Raw genomic sequence first — 24408 nt, 5'->3', positions numbered from 1 at the left:
TGAGGCTTATTTTTGGACGCATTTTTTTCACCTTACAGTCTAATTTATATAAAATTATTATGAAAAAAATTTATGTTTTATTTGTCTCAATCCTAACGGTAGGATTCTTTTTTAATTCTTGCAGCAGCGATGAATCGGTTGATGATGAAGTCGTCGTTGATACGGCAGCAGGAAAATTGCAATTTGATTTTGATGGTCAAACTTTTGTTTCTACATCCGTACAAGCCATTATAGAGGATGATTATATCTCGATTATGGGATTACGTTCCTCAAAGGGAGATTTTATTGTAATAACCGTGCCTTCTAATAAAGTAGGAACCTATACCTGGAAAAATGTAAGCAATCAAAATAAAGGTTGGGATTTGAGATTGGCTTATAGTGCTTCTTCTACAGATGATAGTTCTTTTATTGGCCTTTCTAAAGAAGATGCCAATAATGAGTTAGGTATTTCAGATTATGAAGATACTGCAACTGTTACAATAACATCGATTGATTCAAAAACAAAAAAATTGTCAGGGACATTTCAGTTTACGGGCATAAGATCTAATTCTAACAATAAATTAGAAAACAAAACTTTCACCAAAGGATCTTTTAATGAGATTGCTTATACAAGTAATGTTCCTGTTGTGAATAAGAACACTTTTTCGGCAAAATTAGACGGAACAAATTTTGTTCCTACAAGTGTGACGGCAATTTCTGTTATGGGAAAAATAATGATCGGTGGCATAAAAGGAAGTGTCGAAAATATTTTAGTTGCTATACCTAGTACTATAAAAAAAGGTACTTATAGTGTTGGTTCTGGTTTTGATTATGTTCTAACATATAGTAAAGATGCAACACTTGGTAATATGTTTGATGCCTCAAAAGGAACTATTGTTATTTTAAGCCATGATACCGCTAAGAAAACAATTAGCGGAACGTTTACAGCTTCTTTAGTAACATATCCTGCAACTGTGAAACATGAGATAACTGAAGGAGCCTTTAATATTTCATATTAAAAAGCACCGTTATTCAAATTACATTAAAATCCGCTATTTGCGGATTTTTTATGAATAAAAAATATATTTATTACTTATATGTTGAGGAATAAAAGTGAAAATTTTTGAGTTTTATTTAGAAGTTTTTATTATTCTTTTTTTAGAGGGTTTAGGTTCAGATTATCAGGTTTAAAATATTAATGTAATATTTGGATGAAAATTTAGAGTAAAAAAGGAACCCATTTCGAGATTGCTTTTATGCTCTTTATGGCTTATTGTTGAGGGCGCAAAGTCAGAGACATTTGCCAGCGCTACACTTTGTGGAGCTAGGACGGACAAAATATACCTGTGACAAAAAAAATAATGAAGAGAATAAAAGACATTCAAAAATTAGATCATTACATCCAACACATTCTCTTTAATTTGATTGATACTTGTATCGAGAATTTTAAAGCAAAAAAAGCATTCTCTTCTTAATGAAAAAAATAATTCTTATTACTCTGCTTTTATTGATGGTTTCTGTAAATGCGCAACAAAAAGACACAACCCGTTTGTATTATAAACCGAGATATTACAACCTATTGCCTTGCGGATGTTCCAGGATTATGATAAAAGATAGTACTTATATAAAAAAAGATTCCCTGATTTTTGTCTATAGAAAAACAATCAGAAAATATTATAAAGCATAAAACCTCACAATCAGTGCGGTTTCTTTTTTATATTCTTTATGGATACACTTTATGTATTGGTTTCTCAAGACATAAAATATAAAACCATACCAAAGTTTATGTTACGTAATAAGTCATTATAGTACAAGCCGTGCCGGTGCGGTGCGCCTTTCACTATAAACTCGTTATATAAAATATCTCAGTTGCTTAAGACCTCTACAAACCCCGACGCTGCTGCTCCCGAAACTTCGGGACACTAGGATTCTTTTTTTATTTTGCTCAATCGCCGCAAAACGCTATGCATTTTTTTGAAAGAATGCCAGAACATTTTCTTTTTAATTGAACTGTAAGGGTGGCATTCTCTCAAAAAAAAAGCAACCCATTTCTAGGTTGCTTTTTTACTTTTATGCTCTTTGTGGCTTATCGTTGTGGGCGCAAAGTCAGAGATATTTGCGCAGCGAGCTACACACTTTGCGGAGCTGGGCTGGATATTAACCTAGAGCTCATATTGATTATAATAATATAAGTTTAACCTTTTTTCTCTTTTGAAATTATAATTTATAATCTCATAATTTATAATTGGGTTTTGATTTCTATTTTCGGAATCCTTCATTTCATCTTCAATCAATTTTTCTATAATATCGGACCGATTGTTCTTTAAAGCAAAAAATAGAATACTTCGAACACTATTTTTATTTATTTTTTTTAAATTCTTTATGTATTTATAATATTTTTCAAGTTTATAATCTTTGTTGGGGTTTTGATAAAAAAATAAAATTCATTATCATAAATTACAAAACCTTTTTGATTTGGTTCGCTAAAATTACCTGACTCAATTAAAATAGTGACTTCACCATCATTTTCATTAAAAATATTTAAAGCAAGGATATTTTTTAAAAAAGAAATCTTTTCTTCTGTACTTTTTTTTGAAATTATAGCTTGAGATTCCCAAAATCCAACACCATAGATTTTTATGTAATCATCATTTGTTTTAGAATCAATCTGATTTCTCATTTCATCAGTAATTGCATTTTTCCAAAGAGGTTCCATTGAGATGTAATATTCTTCAGCTAAACTTTGCGAAAATAGATTTTGTGATATAATGAAAATTAAAATAACTAGATTCGATTTCATATCTTTTTTATGTTTTATATTTTAGTACTTGCTTTAGTCTTTATTGCGATTAACAGGTTTAAATTCGGTTATTTGCAATATGATAGCGATAGATTTACTTCTAAAAAGAACTCTTCTTAGATGTGTTAAGGAATTTATAATAAATCATTCAGTTTTTCTTTTGGAACAACTTCAACATTGAGTCCGTGATCAATAAAAAACTTATAAAGTTTTTTTAAATCACTTTTATCAAAGCAGATAAACCAATTTTTTTTCTCTTTATTTAAAGAATCTAAATAAATAATTCCAATGGCAGGAGGGTCTCTAAAAGAAGGAATAGAAATAGAAACACTTTTAATTTGTTCAAAATTTATAATTTCCTTTTCTTTTTTTAAAAAATAGGATTTAATAATTTTTGTGTCTATTATTTCTATTTGATATATAAAATGTATTGAAAAAGAATATGCAATAAGTAAAATCAATATAAAGTATATTGATAAGTAAATCTGGTTTACCTCTGGAAATATAATAAATGGAGATGAGAACCCAAAAAGTAATATCCAGAAAAAATTTAAGCTGTTTGTATATGAGGTAGTATATTTCATATTGCTATTTTTTATCTTCTGCATTATTTATACTTTGTACCTCACCAATAGTACCCGTGGTGTCATCTAAAACACCAATTGTTCCTTTCACCGTTTCGGTTCCTCCTTTTGCAGAACTTAAACTATTGATTGAAAAAAATCTCGAAATACCACGAACAATTGCTTTAACAGAGTGAAAGACTTGCTGCTGTTCTTTTGTTTGTAATTGACTTTCTATTAATGACCCCTCAAGTTCACCTCCGCCAGGTATAACCAGTGTTAAACTAATCAATACAGTGTACATTAGTTTTGTATTTATTCGTTCCTGAATTATTTCTTTTCTACGTGTATGTTCCTGAACTAATTTTGCAAATTTTCTAAAATCAATAGGATTTGTGGTCATATCTTATTTTTTGACAAAATTACGATGAACCACAAAATCAATAAATCCATAAAAGGCTTATTGAGAACAGAATAAGCCAAATCTAAAATCTCTTTATCGACATACTTTGCGCATTGGTTTTTCAAGAACTAAGAGATAAACCACACTAAAGCTATGTTACATAACAAGTCATTATAGTGCAAGCCGTGCCGGTACGCTTCGCCTTTCACTATAAACTCATTATGTAAAATATCTCAGTTCCTTAAGACCTCTATAATCCCCGACGCTGCTGCTCCCGAAACTTCGGGACACTAGGATTCTTTTTTTATTTTGCTCAATCGCCGCAAAACGCTATGCATTTTTTTTGAAAGAATGCCAGAACATTTTCTTTTTAATTTAAATATAAGATTGGCATTCTCTCAAAAAAAAAGCAACCCATTTCTAGGTTGCTTTTTTGTTTTTATGCTCTTTGTGGTTTATTCAAAGGGATTCGAGTTTGGATCATAATTCTCTCCTAAATAAAACTTAATAATATCGTCTTCACTGGGCATTTCTTTAGACAAATAAGTATTATTAAAAACTATTACAGATTTAGGATATAAAGTATATTTACTATTATTTACCCCTCTGTAAGCTCCAAAACCAAATTTTGGAGAGTTGAAACCTTCTTCATCTATAATTATATCAGGATCTGATTTTTTTATAAATTCTTCTAAAAAATCATATTTCAATTTCATTAAATTCATATCTTCAAAAAATACATTCTTTCTATTAATTTCGAAGCATTCGACTGAATCTCCAACATTATTACTAAAAGTGATTAAAAGATCTAATTGCTCAACAAACAACGTTAAATTTACTTTATCCATAAACATTGTTTCTCCTTTTTCAATTTTGAATTCTTTTAGCTTATTGCTAATTTCTTTAAAATTGTCAGTAAAAAGCAAATTATCAATACCTATATAAGATTTTATTTTCATGTTTTTTTTACAAAATTAATTATGTGACGATAATGTAGGTACGACTTCTTTTTCAAAATATTCCCTTGCTTCTTTTAATCCCTTATCATATTTATTACCAAATTGTTTTCTTATTGCTGTTGCATTTAGATCAAATGCTTCCATATATTTTCCTGCTTTTAACAATTTAGCTTCTGCGTTTCTGAATACTTTTGAAGCTTCTTTACTTCCAGTTGAAATAAAAGCTCTATGATCAGCTTTATTCATTATATGAGCACTTCCTAAATAATTAGAAATTCCAACACCAGATACTTTAATTGCATCTTTAGAGGGTACATGGTTTTTTTCTGTTATATTAATTCCGTCTTCAACCCAATTTTTCATTCTGCCATATGCTCCACCTTCAGCTAATTCTTCAAAAGATTTTACTGCTGCTTGTTTTACTATAGTACCTTTTGGTGCTGTTTTACTTAAAAGTACTCCAGCTCCTTTACTTAAACCTTTGGCTTTTGCTCCCATACCGACAACATTCCCCAAAACTTCTACTGTATCCAACAAGCCATCCATTGGATTGGCATTATAAACATTAACCTGTTTTGATTCTGTAATAGTTCCTGATGTCGATGCTCCTGAAAACACATCAACATAATCTTGAATCTTAACCGTTACACGTGTATAAGTAGTATTTCCAAATAGTTTTGCATTTGCCTTTCTTACTGTATTAGCAACTGCAGCCATTCCAGAATTGAATGAAAAAGCAGGATTAAATGAATCTGTTATATCTGCATCGTGAGGATCACCAATTGCTTGATAATACTCTAATCCCTCTAGATCGATTCCGTCAATTACCCTATTCTCACTAAATGCATATGGTGAATTCCAAGGATACTCAGTTGCCAGCGGATCTCTTGCAAAAAACCTCCCAATCCTAGGATCATGCATCCTAAAGGTAAAGTTCATGGAGTTCCCGTCACCGCCTTTAATTTCATTATCCTTCTCCTGACCTTGAAAACCATAACGATAATCTCCTGCAGGTTTTTCGGGTTGTGGCACTTGCATACCAAAAGGGTAATAATCAGAATACGTAAGAACGTCTGGGACGTTTGCGCAGCGAGCTACACACTTTGCCGAGCTGGGACTTTTTTATTCATTAGAACCCTTAGAATGGCTGGAAACGAGTTCAATATCTTTAAAATCAACAAGTGTCATTCCATCTCCTATTGTTTGATTATTCTTATCAACGAATTCGACAAGGAAAAATTTTCCATTTTCATAAATTGATAATATTACCCCAATTGTACCAGCTTTTATATTATCATTCAAATCAATTTTAATTTTAATAATATCATGTTCTCTTATCATACTTTATTACTTTTTAGCTGGAATTGCTCCAACAAGTTTTGGGGATGTTTCTCCGTTTGGTACTGCAAAATTAAACTGTACATCAATTTTCCTACCATTAGCTCCTGTTATTGGAATTATTTGTTCATACATATTTGCATGGCCATTATTGCCTGTAGAAACAGCTTTTGAAGGGTCGAATATAATTTGTTTGGCTAATTTATCCATATTCTGATTTGTAAATCCAAGTGCTTTTTCAAACCAATTAGCTTTTGATTTGCCAACAGGGTGTTCTTTATTCAATAGATAAGTACTTAATTTATAAGAAACACTTTTTTCCGTGATTGATACTGCTTTTTCAGTTACAGGAAGCTTTGTTGAAAATGCATCTCTTGATGTAGAATAATCAACTAAAGCACCACCCCAATCATTTACAGTTTTAGCGCCCTCACTCATAAAAGTTCTATTTAGAACATTTTCTGCTTCGGCAGCATTTTTATAAGTATTCGTTTTAGAATCTTTTACAAATTTTCTAAAATCAGGAATGGCATTTACTGTTACAAATTCAGCTCCCAGTCTTGCGTGATAGTTTGAAGTGAAAACAAAAGTGCTTTTATCTCCATCATCACCCTGATAAATAATAGTATGTTTTTCTTTTGGAATCCAGCTCCATCCCAAAAAGGTTTTCTCTTTTACTGTTTTACTGTTTTCAAGTTTAAAAATTATCGTTCCTGAGTTTCTATCAAAATTAGCTAAATAATGATATTCTTCTGCTCCATCTAAGTCAATGGCTTGAATAGGTGTATTTCCTGCAAATTGATATGAGCTATAATGAGCAAAACTTTTTGCAAGTGGATCAATTGTAAAAAACCTACCAAGCCTAGGATTATAACTTCTCATTCCATAATCTTGGAAGTTTCCATCACCACCCATTATTTCATTATCTTTCTCTTTACCGTTGAACCCATAACGATAATCTCCGGCAGGTTTTTCGGGTTGAGGCACTTGCATACCAAAAGGGTAATAATCAGAATATGTAAGAACGTCTGGATAAAAAGTATTGCCGTTTAATAAGCTTCGATCACTAATAACTGATAATACATTGCCTAAATGATTCGAAAGCTCGTATTGTTTATCGCCAACAAAACGATAGGCAAGTAGAGGAGTAGTAGCAGAAGTTTCTTTTCCTTGACCTTGTGCTAATCCTTCGCATACATCGCCAATACCATTGTTATTGGTATCTTCTTGTAATGGGTTTGCAATTGTTGGGCAATTATCGCATACATCGCCTATACCGTCGCCATCTGTATCAATTTGGTCAGCATTGGCGATAAATTTGCAGTTATCGCAAGCATCGCCTATACCGTCGCCATCGCTATCAAGTTGGTCAAAGTTAGGGATATATTTGCAATTATCACAGACGTCTCCTCTTTTGTCTTTGTCTATATCTTCTTGTAACGGGTTAAATACATAAGGGCAATTATCGTCTTTATTTAATATGCCGTCACCATCGCTGTCATCGGCTCTTGCGCCACAATAAGATTGTGAAAAAGCAACGTTACTTAAAGTCATTTCCTGACCTGTAGTAGCTATGGTTTTTGTGCCTTTTCCTTCATCAAAACTAAAATAATTGGTTTTGATATCTTCAGGTTCCTGACCATTGTTTACTGTAAAACTAAAGTCGCATATTTCGGCTTTTAGGGCATTAAATTTCTCTTCATCACCAGGGCGATGTATAATAGAGGTAGCTCCTATAGAGTTTTTTTGTAATATAATATGAAGGTCTTCAGAACCGCTTCTCATCCCTTTATTCTCGACTCCATTGTGGTCTTCGGTTACTTTTGCAATAGTTTTGTATTTATTACCATTTAAGGTTATAGTTACAGTATATTCGTCAGAAGTTATGCTTCTTGTTATTTCTGTTTGTAAATCCCATTCGTCTTCTGGAATTGCAGGCGAAATAATTTCATAATTTGTAGTTGATGCATAACTTCTAAAACTATAACGTCTATTTCTGTTACCATTCATATAAGCGTTGTGTCCTCTACGGTATTTTTGTAGTGTAATTATTGGTGTGTAACCTGTTTCGCTTTTTTTAACTGAGATTAATAAAGAACTTAGATAGGAGTTGGTTCTATCTCCCGGCCAAGAGTCTCCTTCTTCAAAAACTCCATGCAAAGCTGCTACCAGATTAATACCTGTATTGGTTGGATCAATTTTTAAATGCGTGTTTACTATTATTGACTCTGTTTTTGGTATTGAATTATCAAATAAGTTAATTGAATTCTCTGGTTTTTCATCCCAAGTTGCTTTAGCATCTATGGTTGTAAAATTTAAACCATATTGGTCTTCATTAACTTCTGGAACTACAGTTTGTGCTGTTCCTGCCAAAAGATTATTTGCTCCTGATCTTAGTGTGCTTTGTAGCAGATCTGCAGTGATTTCTTTTCTTCCTTTTTCGACACCTAAACGACTGCTGCCATAAATATCCTGTTCTACCAGATAATATTTAAGAACGGTTCCTTGTTTTACCATTTCGTAAACACTCAATACATTGCCTTGTGCATCACGTTGGTAATAAGTTGTAGTGGCATTGGTACCGCTTGTTACAGTTTTGGCGGTTCTATTGCCTAAACCGTCGTATTCGAAACTAATAATCGTACCATTGTTTTTGGTTACTGTTTTTACTTTTCCGTCTACACGCCATTCGATTTTTAGACCTTCTTGTTTATCGGCATTTAACTGACCAATGCTATCGTAGCCATAATTATCGGCGGTTTGATTGTCTATATCGAGAGATGTATCATTGGCTGCGCCGTTTGTAAATACTGCATTTGGTACGGCATCATTTACATGTCGCAATTTGTTTGTACCTGTTATATAATTATACGTCAGCTGATCCATAAGTGTTATCACACCAGTACCAGGTAATGGTGCCCAACGATTTAGGGTTGTTAGGTTTCCATTTCTATCATAACTGTAATTAGAGTGATAACCCGCTGTTGGGGTATTGGTACTTAAATTTTGATTGTAGGAAATAGACTGAGAAGTCATTTCTTTGATTCGGTTAAGCTGATCGTATTTGTAATAATTAAATTGTGTCGAAATTGGTTTTTGCTGAGTATTAAGCAATGACGTTACCATTTCTTTTATATTGCCATTGTACAGGTTTGAATCTTTTTCGAGATTTGCGCCTTTACTAAAACTGAATATTGTATTGTCTTGTGTACTAAATCTCGATTGATAATCGCCTTTGTAATAGTTTAGAGCAAAGCCAAAGGCGTCTTGGGCCACACTTAATCCGTCTTTTCCGGCATCGTATTGTGAACCAAGTCTTTCTGAGTTTACGCCTTTTAGCCAACCTTGCAGTGTATAGATATAATCTAGTCCTTGTACTTTTTTATCTCCAATTTCTACACGTGCCAGTGGGCCATGTTCATAATAAAGGTAGTTGGCTTCTTTTTCCCAAATAACATTATCCTTACTGGTGTATACTTGCTGTATTCTATTATCAGCATCGTATTCATAACGGTGTATAAATTGATCTTTGGTACTATTAGGCTGATATGTTACTTTATTGACATTACCACTAATTAAATCATAGTCGTAAACTACTTTTTTACGGTCTTGGTTGAGCTGGCTTAATTTTGTATTGTTATTGGTGTGCTGGATAAGTTCTTTTACGTTTCCGTGTACATCATAGTCATATAATATTGCATTGCTGTAAGTATCATATGCTATTATATCTTTTATTTCGGCTGTTAATTTGTCGTAATACAATACAGCAGTGACTCTTTTATGCGAGTTATCTTCGGCATAATTCGTAAACCAATCGCTGGTATCTGCCATAGGAATATCGTACAATGTTTTGGTAACCTGCTCAAAAGTTACCCCTTGACTGTACGGGTAAAGATCTAAGATACCATCTACCGGAACCAGATTGGTATTATTTGCAAAAATTAGTCTTCCGTTGTCGTTGATATTTAACAAAAGAGTTGATTTAGTCACAAATTGTCCGGCTTCGATAATTCTGCCCAAACCATCATAACGGCTATAACTAAAACGTTTTGTTTTTATTTGTTCTGCATTTTGCGATGCGACAACTCTTCCAAGTGCATCATGGGCAAATCGGGTTATATTTCCGTCCGGAGTTTGTTGCCATACCAACTGGTTTAAGGAGTTATAACGGTATTGGGTTTGCATTTTATGACTTGGCGCTACAGCAACGCCATTTACCGCTGCCAAATCTTCTTTTTCGGGATTGGTTTCTCTTACTGTTTTTATGGTTGCATCAGAAGCAGGTTGTAATCTTGCAACGCCTTCCGGAGGTACGGTCTGAATTAAGTTTCCTGCCTGATCATAATAATACAGGGTATATTGGTACTCTTTGTCCTTAGAGCTTTGTGTTAATGTTTCGGTTATTCCTTCAAGTGATGCTTTTAGGTAACGTTGTTTAAATTCTTCCTTTTTATTAGCATAAAATGCATTCTCTATTTCTTGTTTGTTAGATGCTTTTACGGTATTTGCATATATTTCGCAAGGAGTTCTTTTTTCGTTAGTAGGGACTTCCAGGCTAAATGTTGGTACCATTGTTGCCGGAGCACAAATCTTGTTATTCGCAACATATTTATTGGCAAATTGTATCCAGGTCAATAATTCTTCGGTTTTGGCTGTTTTTTGCACAGATACATAACTGGCATAACTTTCAACAGTTTCTGGTGCTTTTGGGTTACCGTATTTTAATTTGGTTGCGGCAAACTCTTCAATGGTTATAAAAAGCGGGTTTTGTTCCGTTGTAATTTGCAACTTGGTTAAATAAGCCAAATAATCTGTGCTGATATATCCAAAATTTGCTTCACAGAAATAATTGCCATCTTTGGTTAGATTTTCAGGAATGCTATAATCTGATACTTTATTGTGTAATTGTATTTTAAATTCATTCCATTTATCACCACAAATTATTGGGGCAACAGTAGGAGGGACGCAGAAAGTGTCACAGTTTGTTGTAGTTGTATGTAATGAAATTGAATTTGTACCCAATAATCCTGCATTTTTCAAAGGGCTGCTTTTTAATGGAAGTAAGCCATTTTCGTCTATAGTAAATTCAAAAAGATCTAATTTTACTGCATTACCTTTTAAAAGCTGATTTTGAGTGACAACAGGGTATTTATCGGAGAAAAATTGACATAACTGTGTACGTACTCCTACGCCAGTATTGTTTTGTATTGCAAGTCCAATACTAATTTCTACTCTTGCATTATTGACAGTTAAGATTTGACCGTCTTTATTTTTATATATTACTTTGGCAGTGCCATTTCCATTTAGAATATCTAAAAAGAGAATTTCACTAATCTGATCCGCATTTGGAGTCCATAAAATTAAATACCCCTCATTTGCTAGAATGAATTGAATACTTGATGAACTAATAGATGAATAATATTGTGAAAGTGTTACGCGACTTGTCAAAGCTCCCGGATAGGTTTGCAGTGAAAAATAGTAATCTTTGCCCAACTGATAATGAGATACTAAATTTGCATCATTTATAAGATTTTTAAGCTCTGTTGCTTTTGGATCAGAAAATGTATTTATGTAACGTGGCATAATGCCATTGCTAATAGCTCTATTAAGAGTTTTTGTAAAGTTTGCTTCAAATGTAGATTCTAAGTCATTATTTCCTCCAAGCTCACTTAAGCAGCTGTTTATTCTAGAAGGTGAAAGCGGATCTCCACAAATATCTCCAAAACCATCTCCATCATAATCCAACTCACCACAAGACGAACAACAATCAAAATAAAGTGCCTTTTTTGAATTCCCGGATGTAATTCTGGCGGTTATAACTTTGTTGGAGGCAAAAGCTCCGCCTCTTGTAGTAATTCTCAAAGTATTATAACTGCCTTCTCTTTGTTCAGATAATTGGGCTATCGTGATGTTTCTGATATAATCTTTTCCCAAATCATAGCCGGAAAGATTTATCGCCATACGAGGGCTATTGTTAACGGTAATAGAGATACCATCTGTATTGTTATTCCATTTTACAACATCTCCTTGTTTAATACCAAAATAGGTATACAGATAATCTCCTGTAAAAGCAGGTTCGTTAGTTATATTTAAATCATTACTTCGAATAGTTCCGCTGGCTTGCAAATGAAATACAAGGTTTCTAAGAGCACTATTGAATTTTTCTTTTTTATCACAGGGAACTTCGGCTAAATCATTGCAGCCATTAATTGCTGCTTTTGTGGAGCCTTCTACAATTATTTCTTCGGTAGAGGTACAATTTGTACTGCTGTTTTTTCTTTTTACAACAGCCAAAATTTGAAAGGTGTAGGTTTTACTGGCTGCATTGTATTGTGGTAATGCATACAGGTTTTTGAAACTAATTATGTCTTCCCATTTTGGGGCGTCTACAATTGCGCCGCAAGGATTTTTATAATTGGTTTTAGTATTTGTAAATCTTAATTGTATGGGTGTTGCAATAGAATTATTCTTGTAGGTAAAGCCAATATTAAGATTGCCGGAGACATCCTGAGAGGCATTTATTTGCGGAATTTCAGTTGCTGATTCCAGATTGAATTCAGGATTTACCTGAGCATCAAATAATTCTTTGGTTAAATAAAGCATGCTTGTAGTATTCAAACTGCTAACCAATAGTCCTTTGTTTTGAATAGAGGTGTCAAGTAATCCATTCAGGAAATTTTGAAGGTCATTTGCTCTCGGGCAGCTTCCGGTTTCGAGATACATACCAGTTTCGACAGTCTTTTTAACCTCGGCAAGGATCTCTTCATCACTAAGCGATGCATCGTAACCAAAATCAACCGGAACAAATCTTTTTTCTTTACTTTTATAATAAGTTGCCGTAAGGTCTGAACATGCAAGTGTTACGCCTGTACTAGCCGGAGTTTGAGGAATAGTATTTATTATTGCTGTAAGTCTTTCAAAATTTGCAGTACTGTATTTTTTAAATAAATCTACAAAAGCGTCTGAACTTGCTGAATTGCCAATACAATCATTATAATTATTGTTTTTGCTTGCATAAATATGACCAAAAACGGTACGTGTTTTTTGTTTAAAACCGGTATAATAAGTTCTGAAATTAACCCATATTCTTTGCTTTAAATTCACATCGCTCATACTGTTTATTGAGCTTAATAATGCAGTATTTGATTTATCTATAAATTCTTCATAAACAGATTGAGGTGCAAGCCCATTAGTGTAAACAGCAAAATAATAAGCTGCCTGAAGCATGTTCAGTTTTTTGCCATTTTGAAGTGCCATGCCATCAAAATTCAAATTCAAAGCCTCTTTCATTAGATCTTTTCGTAAGATATAATCTGTCTGAGATTCTAAATCGTTTTTAGAATTATAAAAAGGATCACTGTCGCTGTTTTGTGAGTCAACGTTTATAAGCGTTGCTATTGTACCGCCAGCAGTAAAAAGATTACTGTTGGCAATTGCTTGTTTTTCGGTGTCAAAATAGTCGATATTTGCTAGTTGTTCGTCAAATCCGTCAGAGTTATTGCCGTCATTATTGAGTTTATTACACCATGCGGTGTTGTATGCATAATATTGATATTCAGGATGATAAGGCAGTAGTGAATTTGCCCAGCTCGGTTTCCAAAGAGAAATAAAATCACCAGCATATCGCAGATTTTTAGGATCTGTTAAAAAAGTATCCGGATCATCATTATTTAAGTCTTTCTCTACAAAAGCATTATCTACTAAATTTGGATTATATCTGCCTTCTCCAACAAGTTTTACACTTATTTTTGATGGTGTTCCGTCTTCTTCCTTGTAAGCTCCTCCAAAAGGATTTCTCCAGTTGTAATTAGAAAATTTTATTTCTTCGGGTTTATTCGTCTCTGGGTTGGTTTCTGTTTTTGTAGTGTAACCACCATAAAATAATTGGTTATTATCATTAAAGAGACTTAGAGGATCTATTGTTTTATTATTTAATATGTCATCAGTATCGTCTGTTTCTATTCCTTCAACAGATCCGTATTGCCCATGCGGACTAACATCTCCCAATAACATTTCTAAATTAAGACTGCAAACATTAATAGGTTGTTTGCATAATTCCCTGCATCCGGCTAAAAGACCGTTAAACTCAAATTTATAACTGTTTACTTTAGGAATTATTTCATTCTGGCCCTTATTAGGCGACACAAATTGTGCTCCGTTAAAAGTAAAAGAATCGTCAGGAAAAGTAGCTTTTAGGTTTTTGAGTACATATTGTTTTTCAGCAGAAATGATGTAAGATGCTCTACTGGCTATGTTTCCAAGAGCAGTTTCATCTGCAGAAAGTTTTAGTTTAAAAGCTTCGCATTCAGCAACAGTAAGATTGTCGCATACCAAAGACTGTTCGCAACTTTTGCAGGTTACATTACAATCTGTAACTGTTATATCTGCTTCTAATGAAGATAATTCAGGTAAGCACTTTTTATTTTTTATTAATTCAGAGATATAATCGTCTGCATATTGATTAAGCGCATCTTGGTTTATATGAAGATCTTTGCTTAACAAATAAGAACCGGTTTTTAAAAAGCTATTTAAATGCAGTCCCTTATATTCTCTTTTGGGAATATTTAGTGATGCCGCAGTAAAAGAACTTAAATTAACTGTTCCAAATTTTGAAGTTAACGAATTTGATCCCGTAAGCAATTCTTCTGAACAATCATTTGTCATGTCTATAGACCAATCATAAACAAAAGGATATTGCTTGCCGTTTAAACAATCTTCGGTATAAGCCCCAACGGTTTTATCTAAAGTATATTCAAATTTTACCTCACCTTCTTTTACAATCGAAACGGGTGTATTTAAATGTATTCCATCTTCAAATATCCCATTGTTTCCGGAAGTATAGCGATCGTTGTTTACGACTAAATTTGTAATTGTTGTTAAGTGCAAATCTGAGTTACTTTCGTCACTTAATGATACGAGATTCCCGTTGTTATCGCCAGCAAGTGCAGTTGCAACAGTTCTTCCTTGCGGATCAAGGTAACTTACACTTGTTTGTTTATTGGGATCTACAACAATGTTTTTTTTATAGCGCGAAAAATCACCTACTTTGTAGCCAAAAAGCCTGTTTAGTTCTTCTTGTTTAGGCTGGCCATAAAAATATTGCATTTCATGTCCTTTACCTATTTGATGTTCCGGACCAACACCGCCTTTTCTTTTTATTCTTCCGGTATTATCAGGAGTATATTCAATTTGTGAAAAAGGATATTCTTTAGCATCCGGAACTAAATCCTGATGATTGTTTTGTTTTAAATTATTTGCAGAATAGTATTTACTGGCTCCTGCATTATTTGCCATACCTGAAACCAGTTCCGGAGCACAATCTAAAACACTTGGATTATCCCAGTCAAAATCATTGTGTGAGTATATACTATTTTTAGAATTTTTATTCAAATCATTATAAAAACGTATTCCAGAAGCTTCTATTGGAGATGGTAAAACTTCTATTGCAGCTCTTCCCTGATTGTCATAGATTACTTCGCCAACAATGGCTTTATTATCCGAATTTATTTTGGTAACGGTTTGTCGGTTACGTAAGCTTCCGTCAAAATAACTTACTACTTCTTTTTTCTTTCCATTTTCTGCAAATGACGATTGATATTGCCAGTTTTTGTTTCCTTCGTGCGCCTGATCAATCTCTATTTTGTGTGGCCACTGACTGATGTTTTTAAATGTATCAGTCAAACCAGACGACCATATTCCGTAAAAATTCTTGGATGTATCGTCAAGAAATCTCCCTACAGGTCTGACTCTGTATACTAAATAACCATTAGAATATATAAGCGGAATTCTATAGCTAACTTCTTTTGTTTGAATTCTTGTACTGTTTAATTTAAAATCCTGCTCTGTTAATGCTATTTCGTTTGTAGTTAATTTTCCTCCTTCTTTTTTATAATTATCAATCCATGTCCATTCGAGTTCATATTCTACAGCGGGTGCATTTTTGTCTTCAGTCCAATTAATGACTAATTCTTCGGCACTATCACTTGTTTTAGAAACCTCTATTTCGCTTGTACCATTGTATTTTATAAATTTATGGGTCAACGGAAAAACAGAGGTAAACTGTGTCGTGCTTAATTGCATATTGTAATACCTATCGGTATTTAATTTTAATGCGAGATATACGGAAGAATTGGCAACTGTTGTGTAATTTTTGGTTTCATCATAATATCTTATAGCTATTACCTTTACTGTTGCTTTATGGATTCCGGGTAATTGATATACTACATAATCGTCAAACTGCTGTCCTTTGGTTACATTATCATGTTTTATATTTAATGTTATCGATTCCGGATACGTTTTTTGTTGGTTTTTGGCATCGGTATAGGTAGTTATTTTGTTTCCAGAAATATCGTAAGCGGTGATTCCTAAAACGATTCGGCAATAATATATAGTATTATATTCTGTTAAGTTTTTCAAATTTTCATCAAATCCAAAATGTATTGATACAGCCGGATTTACAGATGTAAAGATATTTTGCTTTTTTAAGTCTGAAAACTTCGGATCAGTTATCTCCAATTGTGGTGACGCGTCTAATTGTGCTCCTTGTTTTCGGTCTCCTAAAAACTCTTCTTGTTGACCAAATGAACATAAGGAGAAAAGTGTGAATATAATTGCTGTTAAATGCTGGCGGATATACATGTATCTATATTTTTATTTATTGAAAATTTCACCTAATTGTTGATCTTGTACTTTTTAAATTTTTCAGTCAAAATAATCTTCTCTTTGGCTGATTTTGTAAAATAAGTACTGGTACTAAATAAGGAAGCTGCAACAGGATTTCTGTTAAAATTGGAATATGTAATTTCTAATCTGGGATAATGCGAATCTGGGCTTCTGTAATCTTTAGAAAAATTAATTGCTGTATTGTAATAGAATATCTGTTTTTGTAAAAAATAGCTTTTAGAGATTTGTACTATAATTTTTGAATAGGGAAGGCTTGAGTATTGTTTTGATACCAGAGTTATTTCCCAATAAGATTTATAATCCAGAAAACTTTCAATTTTGCATAGTTCATATAGTGGTTTTATATCAAAATCTCCAAAGTAATTTTTTACCGGATCTAAAATTTCAATTGCTTTTTCGGTGTTGTTTATTTTAAGAAATACTGTTTTTGAATTTAATATTTCGCTATCGCCAATTTTCATATAAACCTCATTGAGATCATTTTTATAAAAAGCTCCATTATAATTTTCTTCTATTTTTTTAGAATCAAAATCTTTATACAGAGCATAATTTGCTTTATACTGCAAAGGTTTGTTCAGACTGTATTGCTTCGCTAATTGTTTAAAAACATCATTTACTGATTGCGCCTGTGTCAGGAAACAAGAGCAAAGCATCCATACGTATATTATCTTTTTGTGTAACATCATTGTTAATTTGTATTTATGACACTACCTGAGCGTGTTTCCTGAATTGTTTTGATTCCTTTTTCGGTTTCTTTTTTGACTCGCACTAAACCGCCTTCGTTATCGTATTCATAAAAAGTGCTATAATTGTTTTCATCTAATTCAGACATTAATTTGAAGGTTTCAGGATCGTAAACAAAAGATTTTACACTTCCCTGAAGCGGATGAATTCTTATATCATCAAAATAAACAGGTATACTAGGACTGGCATTTTCTAACTGGATGCCAATAGTGATCGTATTTGATGGAATTTTAAATTTCTTCACTATACGTTGCCAACCTTCAATAATAGCTCCGCTTGCTTTTATCGACAATGAGTCGATTTTATGAGCAGGTATATCTAAAGCTTCTTTCCTGTTGTAAAAAATAATTTTGATACTTGGATTTTCATAGGTTTTAACCTGAGTAAAAAGCTCTTCTTTTACCCATGCACTTATTAAATATTCTTTACCGGGTTCTGGTTTGAATGATAAACAATCATCGCAAAAATCTTTTACCGAAGCAGTACCACAAACGATTTTGCTATCGGCAAGTTTGTCTGAGAAATAAGTATCATCAGACGCTAATAAGTTGAAATTTTCATGTCCGTAATAAGTTCCTTTATCAAATTGATTGCTATCAGATTTTGGAAACTGTGTGGCAGGAAGATCCAGTAAATATTGTAATGATTTTGTAAGATGGGTCGTTACTGTATTAACAAGTGTTCCTGTATTAGGATCTGTACCAGAATTTTTATTGGTGTAGAAATTTTCATCAACATAAAAGCCTTTTTCTAATCCTACGACATATAAATGTGGTAATTGAGAATTACTTGCGTGAGCATTGTTAAATTTTTTCAGAGTTGTTTTTAATCCCAGAACATCAGCTGTCTGGCAACCATCGGTTATCATGAGAACAAGGTTTGGTTTCATAGAATAGCTTAAAGCGCCTTCTAACCCGCTTCGCCAATAGTCTGAAGAAGCACTTACTCCTGTTGTTTTACCGCCTCTGTTACCATAATTATCAATCCAGGTATTAAATTGATTAATAACTGCCGGAGTATTTGTTAGTTTAGTTGGTCTAATAAAGTCAGTTCGTGTATTTTCATCGCTGTCAGACATTCCGGTTATAGAAACATAAATGTTTGAACCAATGTTATCATTAGTTGTAGCTTGCTGTAGAATAAAAGACTTTAGTTGTTTCTTAATTTTATTGGCTGCTATTAAATCAATTGAGCCCGATTCGTCTACTACAAGTGCGACGTGAGATACACATGACAGTTCCGATGGACAAAAGTCGACACCTTTTATATAAGCATATAAATGATTTGCTATTAACTTTGTTTCGGTTTCAGGAGATACATAATTATCTAAATTAAAATCGACAATTTTCCCGTTTTTAATTTCCATTACAACATCAAGACCTGAACGATTTGTAAACGAAAATTCTAAGAAAGTTTCTCTGTTTTTAAAATTATAAATTGCGGGATTTTCATTTTTTATATATGGTTTTAAAGCCATTAATTCAGGACATGTATAACCATCTTTTATTTTACTTTCTGGTTGACTAAGTACTTTGTTGACTAAAGCGACAAAAAGGCTCTTAATTATAGGAGTATTAGGATTTGATGCTGTACAAGAAGCAAAAGGAATACAATTTTCTACACTAATTTTTTTAGAAAATAGGGTTTCGCAATTTTGTGCTCCTTCTGCTGAAAGTTTAATTTCATATTCTCCGGGAACTTCTGGAGTAAAAGTATATTGTCCAGTGTTGTTTGTAGTAGTATTTACAATTACGTTTGCCGTGTTTGTAGCAGACCAGGTATAATTAAGATTTGTAACGGTGGTTTCGAATGAAAACTGAATATCCTCTTTAATACAGTGTTTGTCTATTATTTTTACAGTTTTGGTAAAAGTAGTAGAACATCCGGTCGTATCTGTAGCAGTTAAAGTAATCAGATAATCTCCTTCGGCTGTAAATTTGTAAGAACACATTCTATTCTTCATATCTGAATTCTGAGTATTTACATTCTCTCCAGTGACGCTCGTAACAGACCAGACATAAGTTAAGTTGGTTGCTATAGTCTCAAATGTAAAATTACTTTCGAGATTGGTATAGAACTTTTCTGAAGGCGATTTGACAGCTCCTATTAATGGAGAACAGTTAATTGTATTTAATGTAATTGGCTCTCGTTCTAATACTAGAGGAGACATATCAGGATTATTAATGTGATACGACTTACAGCTATATACACCTGTATCATTATTCTTTAAATCTGTAATGGTATAAATTCTATTTGTTGCTCCAACAATTTCGATGTTGTTTTTGAACCATTGAAAGGTATCATCGGGCAAAAATCTGCCATCCTCGCACATTGTTAAGGTTACTGATCCTCCAATTGCAGAAGTAATCGTTTTTGCAGTATCTGTTTTGGCCTGAGGAGAGTGATTCGTTTTTGTTTTATATAAAGCAATCCTATTTAGCATATCCGTAAAGCAAAATTTATTATTTCTTATGTCTAATAAATATGAAGCTCTAAGATTTGGTAAAGCTCCTTCTAGCAGATTATCATTCAAATAAAGATAATTAAAAGCTATTTTCTCTATTTCGATAGGAATGTTACCATTAAGTTGATTGTAACTTAGATTCATCCATTGAACCTTTGTTAACAAACCTATTTGTGGTGGGATTGTACCAGTCAATTTATTATATTGGAGGTATAAACTAGTAAGGTTTTTTAGCTGTCCAATTTCTGGAGGGATTGGACCTGTTAATTCATTACTTCTAAAATCTATGAAGATAAGTTTTGAAAGTTGTCCTATCTCAGCAGGTATAGAACCACTAAATTGATTTATGCTTGAATAGATATAAGTTAAATTTGTAAGTTTTTTTATTTCCGGTGATATTGTTCCACTAAGTAAATTATTATTTACATAAATGTATATTAGTGATTTTAAGTCGTAAATACCTTTAGGCAGGTTTCCGCTTAGTTTATTTGCATCTAATGCCAAAATTTCAACATCAATTAGCTTTCCTATTTCTTCAGGAATTGTACCGCTTAATTTATTGTCTCGTATGCTTAGAAATTTTAAATATTTTAATTGTCCTATTTCTGGTGGTATAAATCCATTTAAATTATTTGTGCCTAAGTTTAAAGATGTAATTTGGCCATTAGTAACTGTAATTCCAAACCATCCTGTTTTGGTTGTGTTATTCCAGCTAGTGACTGGAGTTGAGAAGTCCCAACCTGTTTTGTTTGTCCATTTGGATCCGTTTGTACTGTCGTATAATGCTTTTAGTGCTTCTTTCTCGCTTTGAGAAACATCTGTAAGAACTCCAGCTTTTAGAAGTCGTTTGGGTTGTGTTTTTTGCAAAAGCTCTTCCTCAGTGCTTTTCATTTGTATGTACTGGGCTTTATACATTTCTCGTACACGGTCGATTTCCAGATTTAGATCCTCGGAAGTATTAAGACCTCGTTTCTTTAAGAAAAGTGTTTCTCTGGCTGCATCAAAACCTATTTCCTGATCTGAAAGGAGTAAATTTTGTTTTGCTACCTCTTGTAATAGAGATTCCTCCATTTTTTTTCTCTCCAGATATCTTTCTTTATACTGCTCCCTAGCAAAAAATATTTCCCCATTAATCTCTTGATCAGATAGCCCTTTTTCTTTAAGAGATGCTGTTAATTGAATTATATCCAGACCAATTTCAGTATCAGGAATTTCTTGAGAAAAAATGGAATTTATAGAACATAGAACCATACAAAAAGTAAGGATCCAGTATTTATTTATTTTAAAAATGATTACCATAATTAATTCTTTACTATTAGGTATTAATATTTTATATAGATGGTCACACTTTAATTTATGCTTACCAAAAAAAATATGCGACGCAACGATCACAGGAATACTTTCATATCCTTTTCCTTAAGAAGCGTTTAAGTTCGATTCTATAAAATCAAGGTTAATTTATTTAGGGTACAATTGCTTTGATTTCGCCATTTATTGGGACACAGAATTTATCAGGACAAAAATCAATATATCTTACTTCGGTTCTGTTTTTGCAGTCTGTTCCTGAATTTGTGCTTCCGTTTTCACTTACCAATTTTCGGCATGTTGTAAAGTATTGCGAAGGAGTTGCAAATAAACTAGTATCTATTTTTAAATAAGAACTGTCAACAGCACCAACCTCCGGATCATAGAACAATCCATTTTCTTCAAGAAATGAAACGTCATTTTGACTATTTTCAGAAAAAGAGAAGCGTATGCTTGTTATTTTATTTTGAGCATTGCGAACAGAAACAAAATGATATATTTTATCGCCTCCACCATTAGAGATATATGGTTTAAGAAGAAAGAGCTCATTGGGTTTAGTACCGTTAATTTGTGTATCGGTTTCCCCGTTTATTAATCGTGTAATTATGTTTTTTAATAAATTCTCAAAAAGTTTTTTTATTTCTATCGAATTTGGATTGGTCAAAGCACACGATTTACAGCCAATTCCAATTCCGTCATTTGTTATTGTTAATAAATTAGAACTATCTGAAAAAAGATCACAATCACCTTTGCTATTAACTACTTTAAAAGCAAAGCTATTATTAGCGACTCCTGTGTTTCCGGAAACTTTACCTTTATATATGACCTCTACGAAATCACCGGGAGATAAAGTAAAGTTTTTTGGGAATGCAGCATTAAACCAATTTGTATCAACACTGCAAGGAGATGTCCAATTTGGAACATTACCAGAATTTTGCGGAGGACAAAGCATATTTCTGTCCATAGTGACAGGATTTTGTGCATATTTAAAACTTACAGATGGTGATGCTGTTAAGCTAGTATTAATCTTAGGGAGATCACAACTATAATTGATTTTTAAACTACTATTTCTGGGATTTGAACCAAATTCATATTGATCGTTTAGTTGAGGTTTTAAATTTATTAATTCTGATACTATAACAGGATTAGAGCCAGCATTGGTAATTTGCATCTTAAAATCGACCTCTTCTCCATTTTTTACATTTATACCTTGATCACTCCATTCGTCAGCCAGTGAGCATTTGACGAACATTTTACTTTTAACATACGAAAATGGAATTATATTAATTTTAGAGGTACTTAAGTTCAGTTCGTTTGTTCTAAAAACATTTGGTATTATTGTTCCAGATGTAACATAGTCTTTAACTCTTACATTAAATTCAATATATAATGTTTTAGTTGTGCATGGAAAATTAAAACCTTTTAAAAGAATAGTGCCTGATTCGCCAATTTTTGGAATACTTATATTTAAAGTTCCTAAATCCGGAATTGTAACACTAGAATTCCCTAATAAGCTTTCATATATAAGATTGCCAAAAGCATATTTAAAATTTCCAGTATATTCTAATTTTTCATCAAGTATGTTAGTAATTGTTGTGCTTATATCTGCTCCAGTTCCATAATTTGTAATATTTAGTCTATAAGTAAAAACTTCCCCGGGTACACCACTAGCGTTATAATTGTTGTCATAATTAGTAGCTGTAACTTTTTTTACTTGAGTACTTCCAGACATGCTTGAATTACATTTTCCTACAGTTTTAGAAGCGTTACCATTAACGGCTGTTTCATCTGAGGTGAGTTTATAATTAAATGAGAGTATTGCATCTTCTATAGGGGTGTGGTAAGGATCATAACCATACATAATTGTAAAATATATATTGGGTCTAGTTAAAGTACAAGTAGTTGTAAATTCAACTTTTCTTGTTAAGGAACCAGAATAGGGAGTATTCTGTTTCTCTCCTACTTCATTTATGTATTTCACTGTAAAAGCAGTATTACATGCCGAAGTAGCATAAGCATTAGTTGCATTTAATCCAGCAGGAATATCCACAATAAATGTAAGATTAGTAGAAGTAAAGTTTAAAGGATGGTTATTTAAATTGAATTGTGTATATATACTCAGATTGCAAGCAGTTGGGCATGGTAAACTAGAGGATAAACTGATAGTAGGAATTTCTACAGTTCCTGTTCCAGTACTACAAGTAACATCTCCACAAGAACTATCTGTAATAATTTTAGTTGTTGTAGTTGATATGTTAGAACTAATATCAGATCCGCACGTTTTTCCCTTTATATAGGCGCTTATACTTTTAGATCCAGATGTACAATCATTTATCCCGTCAAGGCAGGGATATCTTACGTAAAGATCATAATAGCTATAATAAGTATTAGGAGATAATAGTAAGTCAGGAATATTAAAAACAGCAGTTTGTGTGTTAATTGTAGCTGTTATAACAGGATTCATAGATTCATAAGTACTGTATTTATATATTCCAACAATTTCTGCACATTTGTCAAGTTCTAAAAAGACTTGGGGATTGATAATATTAAATCCCGTATTTCCATTATTAGTTATATCTAATCTGTATCTAATAATTTTTTTAAGACAATAAGGCTGTTGCCAAGTTTGATCTGACAATGAAATTATTGCGTTATTGGGGGTTTTTGAAGTTACAGTAATGGGAGATGCATTAATTGAAGGTTTATTGCATCCAACAAAGTTAAGACTAGCAGTAATTTCTTGTTTGGTGTAGTCGCAGGTACCAGGTGCAAATTGTGCCCCTATAGTTATGGTTCTGCTATATCCGTCAGTTTTATTTGTAATACCAGTAATAGATAATATTGTTTCTCCGTTTGTAGTTGTTGGAGTCACCAGTATTTCTTGAGATATCAAATTAGAACTTGGAATGTAATTTAGTTTTCCGATGTTTAATATTATGGTCTGACTAGTACATTCCATGGGAGTACTCGTAAGATTTAATTCTATATTTATTGGTTTGCCATTTGGTTTTTCTAAACCACCTGAAACACTCAAAAAACTTTGACTATAGCCACAATAATGGGATACTACCAGTATCAATAAAGTGAGTAATCTATTTTTTTTTAATTTAAAATTATTGGTCATATTTCTTGTAATTATTATATTTTATAGTAATTAAGATCCTGAAAAA

The 24408-nt window shown here is 32.7% G+C and carries 11 protein-coding genes and 1 pseudogene; 2 read left to right on the top strand and 10 right to left on the bottom strand.

Translation table 11 applies throughout. The features are described from left to right. Window positions 1–59: 59 nt before the first annotated feature. A complete protein-coding gene (locus C8C83_RS03235; RefSeq protein ID WP_121326418.1) occupies window positions 60–998 on the top strand; it encodes a DUF6252 family protein in 939 nt (312 codons plus the stop codon). Window positions 999–1453: 455 nt separating this feature from the next. Next, window positions 1454–1666: a hypothetical protein gene (locus tag C8C83_RS03230; RefSeq protein WP_121326417.1), complete on the top strand. Its 213-nt coding sequence runs from the start codon at window positions 1454–1456 to the stop codon at window positions 1664–1666. Between the two features lie 693 nt (window positions 1667–2359). On the opposite strand, the gene C8C83_RS03225 is transcribed toward C8C83_RS03230, so the two are convergent. The 10 genes and pseudogenes from C8C83_RS03225 to C8C83_RS03180 all read right to left on the bottom strand — a co-directional run bounded on the left by C8C83_RS03225 (window position 2360) and on the right by C8C83_RS03180 (window position 24272). Continuing rightward, on the bottom strand, window positions 2360–2779 hold the full coding sequence (locus C8C83_RS03225; RefSeq protein ID WP_132011657.1) for a hypothetical protein: 420 nt from the start codon (window positions 2777–2779) through the stop codon (window positions 2360–2362). 134 nt (window positions 2780–2913) lie between these two features. After that, complete coding sequence (locus C8C83_RS03220; protein ID WP_132011656.1) at window positions 2914–3363, bottom strand: hypothetical protein; 450 nt, start codon at window positions 3361–3363, stop codon at window positions 2914–2916. Between the two features lie 4 nt (window positions 3364–3367). Further along, complete coding sequence (locus C8C83_RS03215; RefSeq protein ID WP_121326414.1) at window positions 3368–3745, bottom strand: hypothetical protein; 378 nt, start codon at window positions 3743–3745, stop codon at window positions 3368–3370. Window positions 3746–4200: 455 nt separating this feature from the next. Beyond that, the gene (locus tag C8C83_RS03210) at window positions 4201–4704 is read right to left on the bottom strand and encodes a hypothetical protein (protein ID WP_121326413.1); all 504 of its coding nucleotides are present in this window, start codon (window positions 4702–4704) and stop codon (window positions 4201–4203) included. A 15-nt stretch (window positions 4705–4719) separates the two neighbouring features. After that, window positions 4720–5745 (bottom strand): annotated as a pseudogene (locus tag C8C83_RS03205) (RHS repeat-associated core domain-containing protein); the annotation flags it as partial. 81 nt (window positions 5746–5826) lie between these two features. Next, the gene (locus C8C83_RS03200; RefSeq protein ID WP_121326411.1) at window positions 5827–6045 is read right to left on the bottom strand and encodes a DUF4926 domain-containing protein; all 219 of its coding nucleotides are present in this window, start codon (window positions 6043–6045) and stop codon (window positions 5827–5829) included. Between the two features lie 6 nt (window positions 6046–6051). Next, window positions 6052–16680: a DUF6883 domain-containing protein gene (locus tag C8C83_RS03195; protein ID WP_121326410.1), complete on the bottom strand. Its 10629-nt coding sequence runs from the start codon at window positions 16678–16680 to the stop codon at window positions 6052–6054. 32 nt (window positions 16681–16712) lie between these two features. Next, window positions 16713–17411 (bottom strand): hypothetical protein, encoded by a 699-nt coding sequence (locus C8C83_RS03190; RefSeq protein WP_132011655.1) that lies wholly within the window; start codon window positions 17409–17411, stop codon window positions 16713–16715. 2 nt (window positions 17412–17413) lie between these two features. Beyond that, window positions 17414–21004, bottom strand: a complete 3591-nt coding sequence (locus C8C83_RS03185; RefSeq protein WP_132011654.1) for a hypothetical protein — start codon at window positions 21002–21004, stop codon at window positions 17414–17416. 391 nt (window positions 21005–21395) lie between these two features. Beyond that, window positions 21396–24272 (bottom strand): isopeptide-forming domain-containing fimbrial protein, encoded by a 2877-nt coding sequence (locus C8C83_RS03180; protein ID WP_121326407.1) that lies wholly within the window; start codon window positions 24270–24272, stop codon window positions 21396–21398. Window positions 24273–24408 lie beyond the last annotated feature (136 nt).

Source organism: Flavobacterium sp. 90, from assembly GCF_004339525.1.
Lineage (GTDB): Bacteria > Bacteroidota > Bacteroidia > Flavobacteriales > Flavobacteriaceae > Flavobacterium.
Note: the sequence above shows the minus strand (reverse complement) of the source record. Positions and strands in the feature narration are given on the sequence as shown.